Source organism: Serratia sp. NPDC087055, assembly GCF_044900985.1.
Taxonomy (GTDB): Bacteria; Pseudomonadota; Gammaproteobacteria; order Enterobacterales; family Enterobacteriaceae; genus Serratia.
This window is the reverse complement of sequence record NZ_JBJDOG010000002.1, coordinates 251417-267030: the sequence shown is the minus strand read 5'-3', so window position 1 is coordinate 267030 and position 15614 is coordinate 251417. Positions and strand designations below refer to the sequence as shown.

The window sequence follows — 15614 nt, the reverse complement described above, 5'->3', positions numbered from 1 at the left end:
GTGATCGTGATAACAAAATATTCACAACCAGTGAACATTAGCGTGATTATTCAACGTATTAATCATTTTTAGGCGATTTTTCCACCCACAGGTACGTTTTCGCTTTATCCGGTAAGGTAAACTTGGCTACTATTAAGTTATTAATAAATCCAGGCAGTACATTGCGTTCTCTGCGATCGGTGCCGGAATAACAAACACCTTGATAGCAAAGGCTAAACCTATGCATGAATCCTTAACTATTGCCCTGCTGCAGGCACGTGAAACCGCCATGGGGTTTTTCCGCCCAATCCTGAAAAGCCATAATCTGACGGAACAGCAGTGGCGCATCATTCGCGTGCTGGCCAATAGCCGCTCCATTGAGTTCCATGAACTGGCGGCGGAAACCTGTATCTTGCGTCCCAGCCTGACCGGCATCTTGTCGCGTATGGAGCGCGATAAGCTGATTTTCCGCCTGAAACCGGTTAACGATCAGCGCAAGCTCTACGTTTCACTGACCCAGCAAGGTCAGGAATTGTATGAGGTGGCACGTCATCAGGTCGAACAGGGGTACGGTGAGATCGAAGCCGCATTCTCGCAGCAGAAGATGGACCAACTAATGGCACTGCTGGACGAGCTGATCACTCTGGGGGATAAATTGCCCGCCAACGTAACCGCCCATCCCACAAAGAAATGATCCTCCCGGCTCTCATCCTCAATGAATTGGCGTTGCCGCTTGGCGGGCGGTAGGGGCGCTGCGTGCTGCGCCCTGTTAGCCGGTCCGAATATATTCGCCCCCTGCGGTGAGCGTAGGCAGCCAACAACGCTGCAACTTCAGGCAAGAAGAGGATGGGCCTCGGGTAATAATGCGCCGCCATCCACCACCAGCGTCTGCCCGGTAATATAGGCCGCCGCCGGTGAGGCCAGGAACACCATCGCCGCAGCAATGTCTTCAGGTTCCCCCAGCCGCCCGAGTGGCACTGCGGCGGCAATGGCCTGATTGACCGTGGCACCACCCAGGTTGGCCATCGCCGGTGTGCGGATCATCCCCGGCTCCACGCCGTTCACCCGCACGCCTGCCTCTGCCAGCTCCAGCGCTGCCGCGCGAATAAAACCGTTAACCCCGGCCTTGGAGGCGGCATAATGCGCCAACCCCGGATAAGCCACCCGTGGGCCCGTCACCGATGAGGTCACCAGAATGCTACCGCCGCCCTGGCGCTGCATCCAGGGTAACGCCGCCTGCGCCAGAAAGAACGGAGCCATCAGATTGACGCTCAGCGTGCGTTGCAACAGCTCAGCATCGATTTCGGCAAACGGCGTCAGCGGGAAATACGCCGCATTGTGGACCACGACGTCCAGCCGCTGATAACGTTGCCCCACTGCCGCCACCCATTCTGCAATCTGCCCAGGGTCCGCCAAATCGCAGGCCATCGCCTGCACCTGCCAGCCCTGCTGTTGCAGCGTCTCAGCCGCTGCTTGTGCCTTTTGTCGCTGCAGATCCGCCACCACTACCGTCGCACCCAACTGGGCAAAAGCGCTGACAATCGCCAGCCCAATGCCCTGTGCACCGCCGGTTACCAGCACGACCTTGCCGCTGAAGGCATCGTCCGCATACGTCGTCTTCATCGGCTTATCCCCGTGGATGGCGGGTCGTATTGAGCACTTGCGCATGGGCACCCACCGCAAAATTGCTTAGCGCACTGAAATCGCTGCCCTGATAACCGAGGATCTTGCCGTCAGTTCGCATCCCTTGCAGATCGATCATTACCACCCCTAACGTTGGTACGATTTTCTCGCGCCAGACGAACAAGTAGAGTTTTTCAGCCACTTTCACGTAGTGGCAGCGATCGACATCCGCCAACCCTTTCTCCACACCGTCCAGACACTGCCAGGCGTAGAAATTGTCGTTCAGGTAGATATGTTCGTACCGTTCTGTCGGGCTATAGGTGTACATATTGCGCATACCGATCAACTCGTCGGTGAAATGCGGCGGCGTAACCTTGGCATCATCCAAGGTGCCAAATTGGAACTCGACGTTGACCGCCGTTAACGGCAGCCCCTGCTCAACGCGGCTGAAGGCATCCAGACGGGTTTGCTCCTCACTCGGCAACTGGCCGTACACCGCAGTGAAATTGCCCTGGTTGCGATCGCACACCAGCGTGATACTGGCGTTATCCTGTGCGGGATCGAGAAAATCGATAAACAAAATGCCGGGACGAATACTGGTAGCCCGATAAGCAATGCCCCGGTACTCGCCCCAGCTCAGCGTCTGCTCGTCCACAAAATGACAGCTCAGCATTTCCCCGTCGGTAAAGCGCAATACCAGCGTGCTGCCGCTCAATCCGTGCTGTTGCTCCAGCGTATTGCTGTGTGGGGCAAAACCTTCCGCCAACGCGCCAACCTGAATAAATACCGCTTCTGAACTCATTTGATGCTCCTTAAAGAGAAGTGAAAGCCAATGTCGGTACGTCAACAATGGTTGAACCGCCGTCCGCCACAAGCGCCGCGCCGGTAATGATTGACGCTTCCGCCGAACAGAGAAAACGACAGATGCCGGCAATTTCTTCGGCGCTGGCCGGGCGGCGCAGCGGCACGTCACGGCAGACATGCTGGTAGGCCTGTTCCAGCGTAAGTTGGTGCGCTGCCATCAACGGCTGCATTTCTTCATCCGCCATCGGTGTCGTGACCCACCCCGGGCAGACGGCATTGGCACGCACGCCTTGTGGGCCATAATCGCGGGCGATGGATCGCATCAGCCCGATCAACGCGTGTTTGGCGGTGACATAGCCGCAGACCTCCGGCCCGGCGGCCAGCGAGGCGATAGACGCGACAAACAACAGATTACCGCCGGTTTTAACCAGCTCCGGCAGGCAAGCACGGGCGCTGGCAAACGCACTATTGAGATTGCTGTCCAACGCGTGGCGCCAGTGGTCATCGCTCATCTCGGTAATGCGCCCCAACCCCATGCCGCCCGCGCTTCCTATCAGGCAGTCGATGCGCCCAGCCTGCTGCAAAATGGCCGGCAGCAGCACGGTTTTCCAACAGTCCCCGCTTGACGCGTCGCCCACTAAAGCCTGTGCGCCAATGTCGTCTGCCAGCGCCATCAGGGGTTCACGACGACGGCCGATGATGAACACGCGGTCGCCGTTGCCCGCCAGCAATCGGGCACAGGCGGCGCCAACACCGGTGCCACCACCGGTAATCACTACGACTCTACTCATCCAGTTTCTCCATCAATTGGCCGATCATCAGCAAACTGCTCAACAGCAGCCGCCGCTGTTCCGGCTCCAGCCGCAGATAGCGGCGACCTGCCGGCAACCGGCTGACCACTTCCGAAGCGGCAAAATGCTCGATCTCCAACCGCCAACGGCCAGCGACCGCCGTCAGTTGAATACGACGAAAATCAAGCTGTTCCAGCGTTTGACCTATTTGCGGATAACGCTGCAGGGCAGCAATCACCTGTTGCGCCACGGCATCTTCTCGGCGGGTGCGGTACACCACGCCGCGTCGACGTAGCCAACCCCCTGTGGTGATACGTAGCGTCAGCGGCGCCTTCAGCGTGCAATCACCCTGCAACAGAAAACGGTGGCTGACGATATGCGCCATAAACAACGCGCTAACCTGTTCGCTGATGTCGATCACCGGCCCCTGCGGCAAGGTCAGGCGCAGCAAACAGGGCGACAGACGCTCACAGGCATAAGGCTGCAGGTTGTTTGCCAGGCGGCTCAGGGTTACCCCAGGCTGATAGCCGGCTGGCGCGCGCTGCCAAAGGCGGTTAAGTGAGGGAAGTAAGCCGATCAAACTGCGCCTCCTCGTTTTCTGCTTTCGCAAAGGCAGTTTCCAGCACCTGTTCAACCGGCACGGGCTTGAACGGGTTAACCTTCTGCACGCACAGGGTCCAGAACAGCGCATAGGCCGCAGTCAGGCCAATCATGATGCTGAAAGGAATGTAGACGGCTCGCGGGTTCATACCCGGCGGGGTGATATAGATAATCGCCAGCACGATGCCCACACTGGAAATGATTTGTGGCAGCGGGAACCACGGCGATTTATACGCGCGTGGCAAGTCTGGACGACGAATACGCAGGATCACCACCGAACAGGTCACCAGCAGGTAAGCCACGCCCCAGGCGCAGACCGCTGCCAGCACCAAGGGAATAATGCGATCGAGATTGCCCTGAATGGCAAAGGCGTGAATACAGGGGATCAGCACCGCCACCAAAATCCCCACCACCGGGGTTTTAAAACGCGGGTGCAGATAGGCGAAGATACGCGGCAGTGCGCCGTCCAGCGCCATGCCGTAAAGAATGCGCGGTACCGCCGCCATCAGCGTATTAATGGTGGCCGCGCCGGCCAGCAACAGCCCGACGCCCAGCCAGTATTTGCCGAACTCCCCCATTACCTGGCCGGCAAAGGCCGGGATCGCCATCGGCGTATCCAGCAGGTGAACGCCATTGGCGGCATCCACGACCACGTTTTCCACCTGATGACTGAGTGCCGCACCGTATAGCGCCATGCAAACCGCCACGCCGCACAACCCCAGCGACATTGCACGCGGGATCACACTGGCGGAACGTTTGATCTCCGGCGCCATCGGCGTGACCAACTCACAGCCGACGAACATGAACATCGCCATGCCAATCAGGCTAAATACCGCGAACGGATCGCTTAGACTCAACGTGCTGCCAAACCAGCCTTCCAGAGGAACCGCATGCGGCGACAGCAGCCCCGCAATGCCAAAGATCACCAGCGTGCTCCACATCGCGAAGGTCAGCACGATTTCCGCTTTGCCGAACGCCTCAATACCGAATGCGTTAAGCAACCCGAACACAATCACCAACCCCACCCCCACCATCCAGGACGCATTATGGGTTTCCATCAGGGTGTTAAGGTGTTCAAAATTCACCAGCGCCATAATGCCGGACAGAATGGTTTCTGCAGTACCGGCAAAGATATGCACGATCAGGTAGGCTGACAGCGCGCCGGTGATGGCAAAAAAGCGCCCCATGCCACAGGCGATATAGTCATATACCGAGCCGGACGTCGGCAATATCGCCGCCGCCTCGGAGAACGTGGTGAGCTGGGCCTGCATCATAATAAAAGCGATCAGCATCGCCAGCGCGAAGGTGTCGCCGCCGATACCAAAACCACTGGTGACAGTGAGGATCACCGGACTGGCCATAATCACCCCGACCGAGCTGGCCAGCGTGGTGGGGAATCCGACCTTACCCCGCTCAAGGTGGGCGTGAAGCCGCGACGACAGGTTCATGGTTATTTCCTCTTATAGTTTTATCGTTTTGCCCTGATGGTGCATTTGCAGGTTTTACGTCGCCAGTGGCGGCAATATCACTATAGAGAGGAATCGAAAATGCTGACTATCGTCCTAAAGGACGAGAGGGGCTCAAGCTGTGCTGCCGCTCACAGCACTGCGCCATTGCATGGCGCCCTGGGGGCTACGCGGGTAAGCACGCAGCGGTTCAAGCAGCGCAGAAAAGAAGGCGTAATAGCCCGCACACAGCCGGTTATAGCGATCCGCACCGATGTGCGCCGGGCAGCCGCCCTGGCAGACAGTTTTCACGCTGCAGCTCTGGCATTCGCGGCGCAGGCTTTTGACCCTGCCGAAGTCCATGGCCGTTGCCGCCGATACCGCGTCCGCGAAGGGCGTATGTTGATCGAAATGCCCCAGATAATGCTGCGCGTCCATCAGATGATCGCAGGCGTAGAGCCGACCATCCGGCTCCATCACCAAATTGCCGCCGCAGCGTTCGGCATGCACGCAGCTGGGGCTGACCTGGGTGAAGTACTGCGCGTAAACATGTTCGATGTTCATCACAAACACCTTGCCCCAATGCCCCTGTGCGCGCCAGCGACGGTAAATCGCTAGCATAAAGCGCCCCCAGTTGGCGGCGCTCAATCCGTAGCCGGCATCCGGGGCGTCACCTTCCAGCATCAGGGGCTGAAATTGCAGGTAACGTGCACCGAGCGCAACAAAATGGTCGTACATCGCCTGCGCTCGATCCACCACACCGTCATGCACCACCACCAGCAGGTTGAACGCGATGTGATGCTGATGCAGCAGCGCAATACCGCGCAGCGCATCGTCATAGCTACTGCCACCCCGCTTATCCGGACGGTGTGCGTCCTGGATCTGCCGGTCGCCGTCAAGGCTGACGCCAATAATGAAATCATGCTGTTTGAACCACCGGCACCAGGCGGCGTTCAGCAACGTGCCGTTGGTCTGAAGACTGTTGCTGATCCTAACGCCCGGTGGCGCATATTTTTGTTGCAGCGCCAGCGCTCGCTTGTAAAAACCGATACCTGCCAGCAACGGCTCGCCCCCCTGCCAAACAAAGTTGATCTCGCGGCTGTAGCGCGGCTGGGCGGCGATATAGCGACGGATAAAATCCTCCAGCAGCCCGTCGTCCATTTTTTGCGGTCGCTCGCCCTGTCGCTGCGGGTAATAGCAATAGTTGCAGGCCAGATTACAGCCAGCCCCGATAGGTTTGACCAACAGATGGAAAGGCACCGCGGCACGCGGTTCGACATCAACCGGGATCTGCTGCGCGCGCAGCTGAGTCAGGTTCATTCTGCCGCCTGCGGCAAGGGCTTATGGGTAATGGGATCGAGGCCAATATAGTTGCCGGTTTTGCCGTCCACCCCAAGGTAATCAATCGCTTCGCCTTTGGCTTCTATCACCATGCCTTTGTCAGCGTACTCCTGGTATTCCTTACTCAGCTGCTTAACCCGCTCGGGGTTGGCGGCAGCCACATCCTGTGTTTCGAGGGGATCGTCCTGCAGATTGAACAGCCCCCAGGGTGCCATTTGCGCCGTCGGCCCGGCTTTCACCAGCCGTCGCAGCTTCCAGATGCCATCCACGTAGGCGGCCTGATTGTGCAGCTCAACGCCGTAGGTTGAGCGCGGCACGCTGTCGGCATCGCCGCTGAAATACCGCTTGAAGCTGACGCCAACCATCGGCAACGTCGGTTTTCCCTTCAGTTGCTTACGGGCATCAATACCGGCGTAGTCGTACAGCGTCGGTGCGATGTCATACACCGCCATGGGCGTTTTATCGATGCCGCCCCGGCCTTTTAACTGCGGCGCAGAGATGATGAAATCAGTATTGATCCCCCCCTGCGCGCTGGTGGTTTTATGGTGGTTAGCGTACGGCGCATTGCTGACGTTAGCCCAGTGTGGGCCGTAAGAGATAAAGGACCCTTTGCGGCCAATATTGGCGTAACTGTTATCAAACTGCTGCCAATACTCCGGCTTAGATCCGTAGTAAAAGCCGCTGGCCGGGTTAGCGCCATTGTCGGTGGCAAAAATGATCACCGTGTTTTTATCACGCCCGGTCTGTTTTAGCGTCTTTAGCACCCCACCGACCTGATCGTCCATATAGGCGATCATCGCCGCATACACCTGCATGGTTTTTGCCGCGTATTTCTGTTGCTCCGGCGTCATGTCCTGCCAGGCTTTATCGAGCGCCAACGTCGGCATGGGCGTGTTATCAGAAATGATCCCCAATGCCTTCAGCCGCTGAATGCGTTGCTGATAGGCCTGCTGGTAACCAGCATCATACTTGCCGTCAAATTTTGCGATCCAGTCGTCCGGTGCCTGCAAGGGATCGTGCGGTGCGGTGAAAGCCAGGTAGGCGAAGATAGGCTTATCCTTCGGCGTATCGCTGATCCACTGCGCCATTTGGGTAGCGTAGGCCTTGCTGGAATAGAAATCCTGTGGCAGCGAGACGCGCTTGCCGTTCAGGGTGTAGAAAGTATGGAAGGCCTCGACCGTCCCCAGCGGTTTTGCATCGTCGAAATGGCTGGTACCGCCCCCCATAAAGGCAAAAGCGCGTTCGAAACCGCGATCGGTCGGTTTCGACCCCTCGGCATAGCCCAGGTGCCATTTACCCGCCATCATGGTGGCATAGCCAGCGTCCCGGAAACGTTCAGGCATCGTGGTCACCCGGTCGGTCAGGCGCATTTCGTAACCCGGCTGCGCCGCCGTACTTTCGTACCACCACATGCCACCCATGCCGGCCTGTTGGTTGGTGTTGCCCGTCATCAGCATCGATCGCGCCGGGGCAGACATCGGCGAAGTATAATACTGGCTCATGCGCACCCCTCGCTCGGCCAGCGCCTGCAGGTTGGGCGTGGGGATCTCACTGCCGAACGGGCTGATGTCGGAATAGCCCATGTCATCCACCAGAATGATCAGCACGTTGGGGCGTTCGGCGTCTGCCGCATGTGCCATCCCCGACAATGCGCTACCCAGCGCCACCGCCAGCGTTTTCTTCTTCATCATCACCTCATCCCCTGCATTGTCATTCGGGTTGAACAACCAAACGCCTCAGCCCGAGAAAGGTCATAGTTTTTTCGTCTTATCCTTTTGCCGCCGGCTGCCGTTATCTTCAAGGCATAGCCAGAGCGGTTTTTTGCAGTGTAGGAAGCAATGGAAAAGCCTGGCTATCGTTCTTAAGAACGAGGCGCCGCAACGAAGAAGCCGAGATGTAGCACGCAGAACGCAAAACTGTCCGCGCCACGGAAAGCGCGAAAACCGCTGTAAATTCAGCGGCAAAACGTCATAAAGATTTCATTAATGTATTAATGAAACAGGCTAGAAATCGAGTGCAGGCAAGGATGAGGAGCCAAGTGGCATCTTGTTATTTATGTATTTTATTGCAATCAGGCTCACGTTGTTAATATGTTTTTATTGTGTTGCGAAATTGCTACAACTATGCTTGTATCGTTCATATTGTATACAGATGCGCGTACCGTCCCAGTACCAGAATGACATACCCAGTGAATTTAACGTTGCCGCTCATCACGCTGCGGTTTAAAGACGACGGGTAAAGGGAGGAAATGAATCATGCACACTGCACCACCTGATGCCTTTATCACTAGCTGCCTGGCCACCATCGCGCACCTGATCCCGGTGTCCGCTGGGGTATTTTATTTAGTGAATTCCGATCTGCGGCCAGATCACTATATTTTGCATGGCATTTCCGATAAAACCCACCAGCAGTATTTGAACCATTTTCAGCAGATCGATCCGCTCAAACCGGCCAATTTCCACCATCAGGATATCAATATGGTCGGGATGAGCCCGATGGCGATAGCCAATAATCGTCATTATTATCATGATTTTATGCTGCCCAATGACATGCGCGACATGACCGAGATTTTTATCCGGCAACGTAAACGCATCGTCGCTGGCGTGTCGCTGATCCGCGATACCCCCTTTACTGAATTGGAGCGTGGTCGCTTGCGGGCGGTCATGCCGTTGATCGAACTGGCGACCCGCGATCTGCTGCCCGAGGGGGAAGCCCAATTACTGACGGCCAAAGAGCAAGAAATCGTGAATATGGTACGCGAAGGAGCCAGCAATAAACGCATTGCGCTGAAATTAGGCATTTCACTTTCAACCGTGAAAACCCACATGCGGAATATATTTGCCAAAACCGACGTGGTAAATCGTACCGAATTAGTCGCCAGCAGCTTTATTGCCCACGGCTAATAAATAAATCGAGTCATAGCAAGGAGTTATAGCGTTGGTCATACAACGCGTTAATTATTCGCCATCCTTGGCGCGGTGCCCGCCTGCCTAAAATCCGGCATCGCGGCTATATCTGATTCAGACTTAACCTGCGGGGATAATTATTATGTCCAGTGATTCCGTTTCTGTGCCCGCTGCCGGGGCGGCTCTCCCCTGCCCGCCACGGCTGTTGACTGCCATTATTATCTTTGCCGCCATTGCGCCGGGCATCCTGATGACAGCCCCAGCGGTAGCGGCGCAATTGGCCAGCCAATGGCACCTCACCCCGGCACAAATCGGGCATTTGTTTTCCACCGAACTGGGCGCAATGAGCCTGGCGACGCTGCCCGCCTGGTGGTGGATTGGGCGCGTTAACTGGCGCCAGATCGCGGCGCTGGCGGCAGCCGTATTTATTGCCGGGAATCTGGCCTCAGCGCTGGTCAGTGATTTTAGCCTGTTATTGGGGCTACGCTTTGTCGCTTCGTTGGCGGGCGGTACGCTGATGATCCTGTGTATCACCTGCGCCGCCGGCACCGCCAACCCCAGCCGAGTCTACGCCCTGTGGGTGCTGGGCCAACTGGTACTGGGAACCGTCGGGCTGCTGGTACTGCCGCCGCTGTTCGCCCATGTTGGCCTGATGGCGGTTTATCTGATCCTGGCAGCCATCATGCTGTGTTGCCTGCCACTGATCCGCGCCTTCCCCAGCGGGTTTCACCCGGCGCAAACCACAACCCAATCCGCAGCGATTCCCTGGATCCGTAAAGCCTTCGCCGTACTGTCCGTGCTGACCTTTTATATCAGCCTGAGCGCAGTCTGGACCTTTATCGGCAGCATCGCCGCCGCTGCCGGGCTTTCGCCGGTCAACAGCGGTCAGGTACTGGCTGCCGCCACGCTGTTTGGCATCGCCGGTGCCGGCGGTGCCGCGTTAATCAGTGCGCGCCGTAGCGGCAATGTACTGATTTGGCTGGGCTACGCGTTGTTGATCGCCGGTATTGGGCTGTTGTTCAGGGAACCCCTATTGCTGCGTTTTGCTGCGGCCGCCGTGCTGTTCAAGTTCACCTGGACCTTTGTACTGCCGTTTATTTTGGCCCGCGTTGCCGGCCTGGATAACAACGGCAAACTCATGAACAACATCAATCTGGTGATTGGCGGTGGTATGGCGATAGGCCCAACGCTGGCCGGTTATCTGATCGAATCTTTCGGCGGCTTCGACGCACTGTTGGTCGGCGCACTGGGCAGTGCGCTGCTGTCGCTGCTGTTGATTTTGTTGGCTTCACAGCGCGTTCGCCGCGCCGTTTAACAGGAGTAAAAAGGTGAAAAGAAAAACCGGTTTCTTGTTTGATGAACGCTGTTTCTGGCACAGCACCGGCCTGCACGCCACCACGCTACCGGTCGGCGGTTGGGTACAACCCCCCTCGGGGGCGGGCCATGCCGAATCGCCGGAAACCAAACGGCGCATGAAAAACCTGATGGACGTGTCAGGTCTGTCGCGCCAGCTCACCCTGCTGAGCGCGGAACTGGCGTCGGATGAAGACCTGCTGCGCATTCATCCGGCCCACTATTTACAACGCTTCAAACAGTTAAGCGACAACGGCGGCGGCATGCTGGGTGAGGAGGCGCCGCTCGGCCCCGGCAGTTACGAGATCGCCAAGTTGTCCGCCGGGCTAGCCTGCGCGGCAGTCGAGGCGGTGCTGCAGGGCGATCTGGACAACGCCTACGCACTGTCACGCCCACCGGGCCACCACTGTCTGCCGGATCAGTCGATGGGCTTTTGCTTTTTGGCCAATATCCCCATAGCCATAGAACGTGCCAAAGCGAAATACGGTCTGGGCAAGGTGGCGGTGCTCGACTGGGACGTTCATCACGGCAATGGTACCCAGCATATCTACTGGCAGCGGGACGACGTGTTAACGCTGTCGCTGCACCAGGATGGTTGCTTCCCTGCAGGATACTCCGGTGAGCAGGATCGCGGGGCCGGTGCGGGCGAAGGCTATAACATCAATATTCCGTTGCTGGCCGGGGCCGGTGACGACGGTTATCTGCATGCCATGCGCCAAATTGTCATTCCGGCACTGGAACAATTCCAACCAGAAATGATCATTGTCGCCTGCGGTTACGATGCTAATGCCCTCGATCCGCTGGCGCGTATGCAGCTGCACAGCGACAGTTTCCGTCACATGACGGCGTTGGTGCAGAACGCCGCCGATCGCCTGTGCGGTGGCAAATTGGTGATGGTACATGAAGGCGGTTATGCCGAATCCTACGTCCCCTTCTGCGGCCTGGCGGTGATGGAAGAGCTCAGCGGTATCCGTACCGAGGTACAGGATCCTCTGCTGGCCTTTATCCAACAACAGCAGCCGCGTGAAGCCTTCAACCAGTTCCAGCGCCAGGCTATCGATCGCCTGGCACAGCAGTTCATTCGCTAATCGCCTCGGGGTGCAGCATCTTGCGCCCCTACCAATTCCTCGCTTTGCCGCTACGCTCAATAGGGTTTCCGTTTATCCCTACCGATGAGAAAAATAATATGTCTGAACAGAAAATTACCTTTATCAAAGGTGTCCAGGGCGATATCGCGGTACATGATTGGGGCCATGACCGGCCGCGCTTTCTGGCGCTGTTGGTACACGGTTACGGTGAGCATCTCGGTCGCTATCAGTACGTCGCGCGCACGCTGGAGGCGCAAGGTGCGCGAGTCTTTGGCCCCGACCACATTGGCCACGGTTTGTCGCAGGGTGAGCGCGTATTAATTGAAGATTATGACGCCGTCGTCGACGACGTTCACCACGTGGCGGCACATTTCCAGCAACGGCATCCGGGGGTACCCCTGGTGATTATTGGCCATTCCATGGGCGGCATGATCGCCACCCGCTACGTTCAACGCTATGGTGATAACGTGCGTGCGCTGGTGCTTTCCGGCCCGTTGATTGGCGAAAGAACCCAGATTTCCGATCTGCTGAATTTACCGAAGATCCCGGACACGCCACTTGATACCGCGACGCTGTCGCGCGATCCGGCCGTCGGCGTTGCCTACCAGGCCGACCCGCTGGTGTGGCACGGCCCATTCAAACGCCCGACGCTGCATGGCATGCAGCACATGCTGGCCAAAATCAACGCCGGGCCGGGCTTTGGTGCCTTACCCACGTTATGGATACACGGTGATGACGACCGGCTGGTGCTCATGGCACAGTCGCAAACCGCCATCAACATGCTGAAGGGCAACGATTTTGAATCTATGGTGAACCCAGGTGGGCGTCATGAGAGCTTTAACGAAACCAACAAAGATCAGATCCTGAGGCGGATCGGCAGTTTTATTGAGCGGGTGCTGGGATAAGCGGTTTCCCCTCTCCTGCAGGAGAGGGGATTGCAATAGGATCAGCCTTCGACAATGGCCAGATAGTGTTTTACAAAACGATCGGAGGTGATTTCCCAGCGAACCGGCGTGCCCTTCTCGACAAACCACGAGTCACCAGCCTGGTACTGCACAGATTTACCGGTGTTCTCATCAGTCAGCGTGGCCGTGCCTTCCCATACGGTGGCATGTTCGGCGAACGGGTATTCCATCACGAAGGTACCGCGCGTACAGCTAAAAATGCCGCAGTTCAGGTTATCGGTTGGCTCACCGAAAATAGTCGCGACGCCCACGTTCGGCTCCCCGGCGATCACCTTGGCACCCAGGTTGCTGACGCTGCCAATTTCCAGCAATTCAGGCAGCGGTTGCTTAAGCAGTAATGGTTTCATGTCTCTCTCCTCTCATAAGAATTAACGGCGGCCTTTCCAGTAGCCGGATGTCTGGTGCCAAACTTTGCCGGCAGTGGTCATCACCCGCCGCAGTTTGTCCTTGCCGAAGATATTGACGTGCGGAATCGAACTCATCAGATCGTAACGATCCGATCCTTCGCTCATGCCCTCCGCCAGCACCTTGCAGACGATATGACTCGGCGTGACGCCAAAGCCGGAGTAACCCTGTACGTAGAACACGTTATCGTGCTGTGGCAAGGTACCAATCTGCGGGAACAGGTTGGCGCTACAGCACAGCGGGCCGCCCCAGGCCAGGTCAATTTTGACGTCATGCAGATAGGGGAACACCTTCAACATCAGATTACGGTTCCAGGCTTTGAGATCTGCCGGAATGTATTCGATCAACCGGGTCGCACTGCCGAACAGCAGCCGGTTTTCATTGGTCACCCGGTAGTAGTCGATCACCGGGCGAATATCGCTGTAGGCGCCGCGGATCGGGCTGATCTGCCGGATCAACGCGTCAGGGAGCGGTTCGGTCGCCAATTGGAAAGCATAGGTATTGATGGTTTTGTTGTAGATGAACGGCTCCATGCCGTTGAGAAAACCGTTGCAGGCCCACAGCATCTTATTGGCGCGTACCGATCCCATGGCGGTGCGTACCTTAATGCGCGAACCGTACTCCACGCCCAGCACGCTGCTGTTCTCGAAAATTTTCACACCGTAGTCGCTCAGCGCTTTGGCCTCGCCCAGCAGCAGGTTAAGTGAATGCACATGCCCACCGCCCATGTGTTTCAACGCGCAGGTATAAGCGTCCGATCCCACCACCTGCTTCACTTCCGCACCGGTATAAAGTTCGATCTCTTCGTCAGGCGATACCGCTTTAAATTCCTTCAGCCAGCTGCGCAGGGTTTTTTCCTGGCGCGCGTTGCTGCCGAGGTAGCCGTAGCCAAAGCAAAAATCGGCGTCGATTTGGTATTTTTTGATGCGTTCGCGAATAATCCCGGCACCGAGGTTGCTGATTTTAAAAATGGTTTCCAGCCCGGCAGGACCGACGTGGCGTTTGATCTTTTCCAGGTCATGGCCGATCCCCGCCATCACCTGCCCACCGTTGCGGCCGGTGCCACCGTAGCCCAGATGACGTCCTTCAAGAATGGCGATATTGGTGATGCCCCGCTCCGCCAGCTCCAGGGCAGTATTAATGCCGGAGAAGCCGCCACCGATGATGACGACGTCAACGTCCAGATCTTCTTCCAACGTCGGGAAGCGCAGATCGTACTTTTTGGTTGCCGCGTAGTAGGTTAAGGATTCGATATTATTATTCACTGCCGCACTCCCGATGACCTTGGCTCTATCATCGGATTATCGGCAAGCGACCCGGCGGCCACCATATCCCCTTAGGGACATTCGCAACAAATAATTAACACTCAGGCGCTGCGACGCAGCGGGGTGGCTAACAGCAAGCTGAACAATTCAGCCTGTGAGCCGATATTCAGCTTGCTGTAGATGTTCTTGCGGTGATTTTTCACCGTGCCCAAGCTAATAAACAGCCGGTCGGCAATCTGCTGTGAGCCGCAACCCTCAAGGATCAGATCCACAATCTCGCGTTCGCGGGGCGTCAGCAGATAACGCGCCTGCACGGCCTTGTCCATTACCTTTTCCGGCGTAGCGGGGGCGGCAATCACTTCCCCATGCAGACGAGCGACGCTTTTCAATAGCGTCAGCGCATCGCGTAAATCCGCCAGTTGGGGGGAACGTACCCCGACCGATTGACGCGCCGACCCGAAGAACACCCCCAGCCCGCGTTCCGCCGTCAGGGGCAGCAGCACGCCAGCTTCGTCATGCCAGCCGGTCTTGCGGTAAAAATTACGGTAATAATCAGTATGGTAGAAACCGCAGGGCGCGAGCTGGCGCAGCGTTAGCACGTCGCCCCCAGCGCCGCCGTTCAGCGCCTGATAAAACGGATCCTGGAGGTAGGCGCCCTGTTGGTAAAGTTGGTTAACCGCGTCGCTGTTTTCCTTCTCGGTTTTTATCAGGCAGCGCGGCGCCTGGCCGCGTTCAAAAGCGTAGACAATGGCATTATCAAAAGCGAAAAAGCCTTCCAGCCAGGCCAACAAGCCAGGATAAAAGCCTGGGGTCGCCACCGCGTCGATCACCGCTGATAATCGTTCGACCTGAATAGTCATCTCTGCCCGCCATCATTAATAAATTAACAATTACTGTGCTCCGGCTTCATCCTGGCCTGCTTGTTATAAAAAACACTCAATGGCGCCAAATGCAATCCCTGAATTGTTTACATGTTAAACAAATCACACCTTCGCAAGATTATTGCGCCCTGCCACAATCATGCTGGGTTAACATATTAATGGAATGTC

15 protein-coding genes are annotated in these 15614 nt (G+C 57.0%); 5 read left to right on the top strand and 10 right to left on the bottom strand.

All coding sequences use genetic code 11. The annotated features are described in order from the left end of the window. Positions 1 to 220: 220 nt before the first annotated feature. Positions 221 to 673, top strand: a complete 453-nt coding sequence (hpaR, locus tag ACI2J2_RS15005) for a homoprotocatechuate degradation operon regulator HpaR (protein ID WP_209634824.1) — start codon at positions 221 to 223, stop codon at positions 671 to 673. A 137-nt stretch (positions 674 to 810) separates the two neighbouring features. Here hpaR and ACI2J2_RS15000 read toward each other — a convergent pair whose 3' ends face one another. The 7 genes from ACI2J2_RS15000 to ACI2J2_RS14970 form a co-directional block, all read right to left on the bottom strand. Further along, positions 811 to 1602 (bottom strand): SDR family oxidoreductase, encoded by a 792-nt coding sequence (locus ACI2J2_RS15000; protein WP_404760376.1) that lies wholly within the window; start codon positions 1600 to 1602, stop codon positions 811 to 813. A gap of 4 nt (positions 1603 to 1606) precedes the next feature. Beyond that, entirely contained in the window at positions 1607 to 2404 is a 798-nt protein-coding gene (locus tag ACI2J2_RS14995) for a MoaF C-terminal domain-containing protein (protein ID WP_404760375.1), read from the bottom strand. 10 nt (positions 2405 to 2414) lie between these two features. Beyond that, positions 2415 to 3197 carry an SDR family NAD(P)-dependent oxidoreductase gene (locus ACI2J2_RS14990; protein WP_209634816.1) on the bottom strand — a complete coding sequence of 261 codons (783 nt, stop codon included), beginning with the start codon at positions 3195 to 3197 and terminating at the stop codon, positions 2415 to 2417. Continuing rightward, positions 3190 to 3777 carry a DUF3156 family protein gene (locus ACI2J2_RS14985; RefSeq protein ID WP_404760374.1) on the bottom strand — a complete coding sequence of 196 codons (588 nt, stop codon included), beginning with the start codon at positions 3775 to 3777 and terminating at the stop codon, positions 3190 to 3192. Before ACI2J2_RS14985 ends, ACI2J2_RS14990 begins: the two co-directional genes overlap by 8 nt. Continuing rightward, positions 3752 to 5245, bottom strand: coding sequence for an APC family permease (locus ACI2J2_RS14980; protein ID WP_209634811.1), 1494 nt, complete (start codon positions 5243 to 5245; stop codon positions 3752 to 3754). The genes ACI2J2_RS14985 and ACI2J2_RS14980 overlap by 26 nt, the downstream gene beginning before the upstream one ends. A gap of 132 nt (positions 5246 to 5377) precedes the next feature. Beyond that, positions 5378 to 6562 carry an anaerobic sulfatase maturase gene (locus ACI2J2_RS14975; RefSeq protein ID WP_404760373.1) on the bottom strand — a complete coding sequence of 395 codons (1185 nt, stop codon included), beginning with the start codon at positions 6560 to 6562 and terminating at the stop codon, positions 5378 to 5380. Continuing rightward, positions 6559 to 8271 (bottom strand): arylsulfatase, encoded by a 1713-nt coding sequence (locus ACI2J2_RS14970; RefSeq protein ID WP_404760431.1) that lies wholly within the window; start codon positions 8269 to 8271, stop codon positions 6559 to 6561. The genes ACI2J2_RS14975 and ACI2J2_RS14970 overlap by 4 nt, the downstream gene beginning before the upstream one ends. A 567-nt stretch (positions 8272 to 8838) precedes the next feature. Here ACI2J2_RS14970 and ACI2J2_RS14965 point away from each other — a divergent pair. The 4 genes from ACI2J2_RS14965 to ACI2J2_RS14950 all read left to right on the top strand — a co-directional run bounded on the left by ACI2J2_RS14965 (position 8839) and on the right by ACI2J2_RS14950 (position 12835). Beyond that, positions 8839 to 9486: a LuxR family transcriptional regulator gene (locus ACI2J2_RS14965; RefSeq protein WP_209634805.1), complete on the top strand. Its 648-nt coding sequence runs from the start codon at positions 8839 to 8841 to the stop codon at positions 9484 to 9486. A gap of 145 nt (positions 9487 to 9631) precedes the next feature. Continuing rightward, positions 9632 to 10804: an MFS transporter gene (locus tag ACI2J2_RS14960; protein ID WP_265555839.1), complete on the top strand. Its 1173-nt coding sequence runs from the start codon at positions 9632 to 9634 to the stop codon at positions 10802 to 10804. Positions 10805 to 10817: 13 nt separating this feature from the next. Continuing rightward, the gene (locus ACI2J2_RS14955; RefSeq protein WP_404760372.1) at positions 10818 to 11930 is read left to right on the top strand and encodes a class II histone deacetylase; all 1113 of its coding nucleotides are present in this window, start codon (positions 10818 to 10820) and stop codon (positions 11928 to 11930) included. Positions 11931 to 12028: 98 nt separating this feature from the next. After that, a complete protein-coding gene (locus ACI2J2_RS14950) occupies positions 12029 to 12835 on the top strand; it encodes a lysophospholipase (protein ID WP_404760371.1) in 807 nt (268 codons plus the stop codon). A 41-nt stretch (positions 12836 to 12876) separates the two neighbouring features. Here the strand turns inward: ACI2J2_RS14950 and ACI2J2_RS14945 are convergent, their stop codons facing one another. The 3 genes from ACI2J2_RS14945 to ACI2J2_RS14935 form a co-directional block, all read right to left on the bottom strand. Beyond that, positions 12877 to 13242, bottom strand: a complete 366-nt coding sequence (locus ACI2J2_RS14945; RefSeq protein WP_209634794.1) for a cupin domain-containing protein — start codon at positions 13240 to 13242, stop codon at positions 12877 to 12879. A 21-nt stretch (positions 13243 to 13263) separates the two neighbouring features. After that, a complete protein-coding gene (locus tag ACI2J2_RS14940; protein WP_209634791.1) occupies positions 13264 to 14565 on the bottom strand; it encodes an FAD-binding oxidoreductase in 1302 nt (433 codons plus the stop codon). A gap of 101 nt (positions 14566 to 14666) precedes the next feature. Then, on the bottom strand, positions 14667 to 15425 hold the full coding sequence (locus tag ACI2J2_RS14935; RefSeq protein WP_209634787.1) for a response regulator transcription factor: 759 nt from the start codon (positions 15423 to 15425) through the stop codon (positions 14667 to 14669). Positions 15426 to 15614 lie beyond the last annotated feature (189 nt).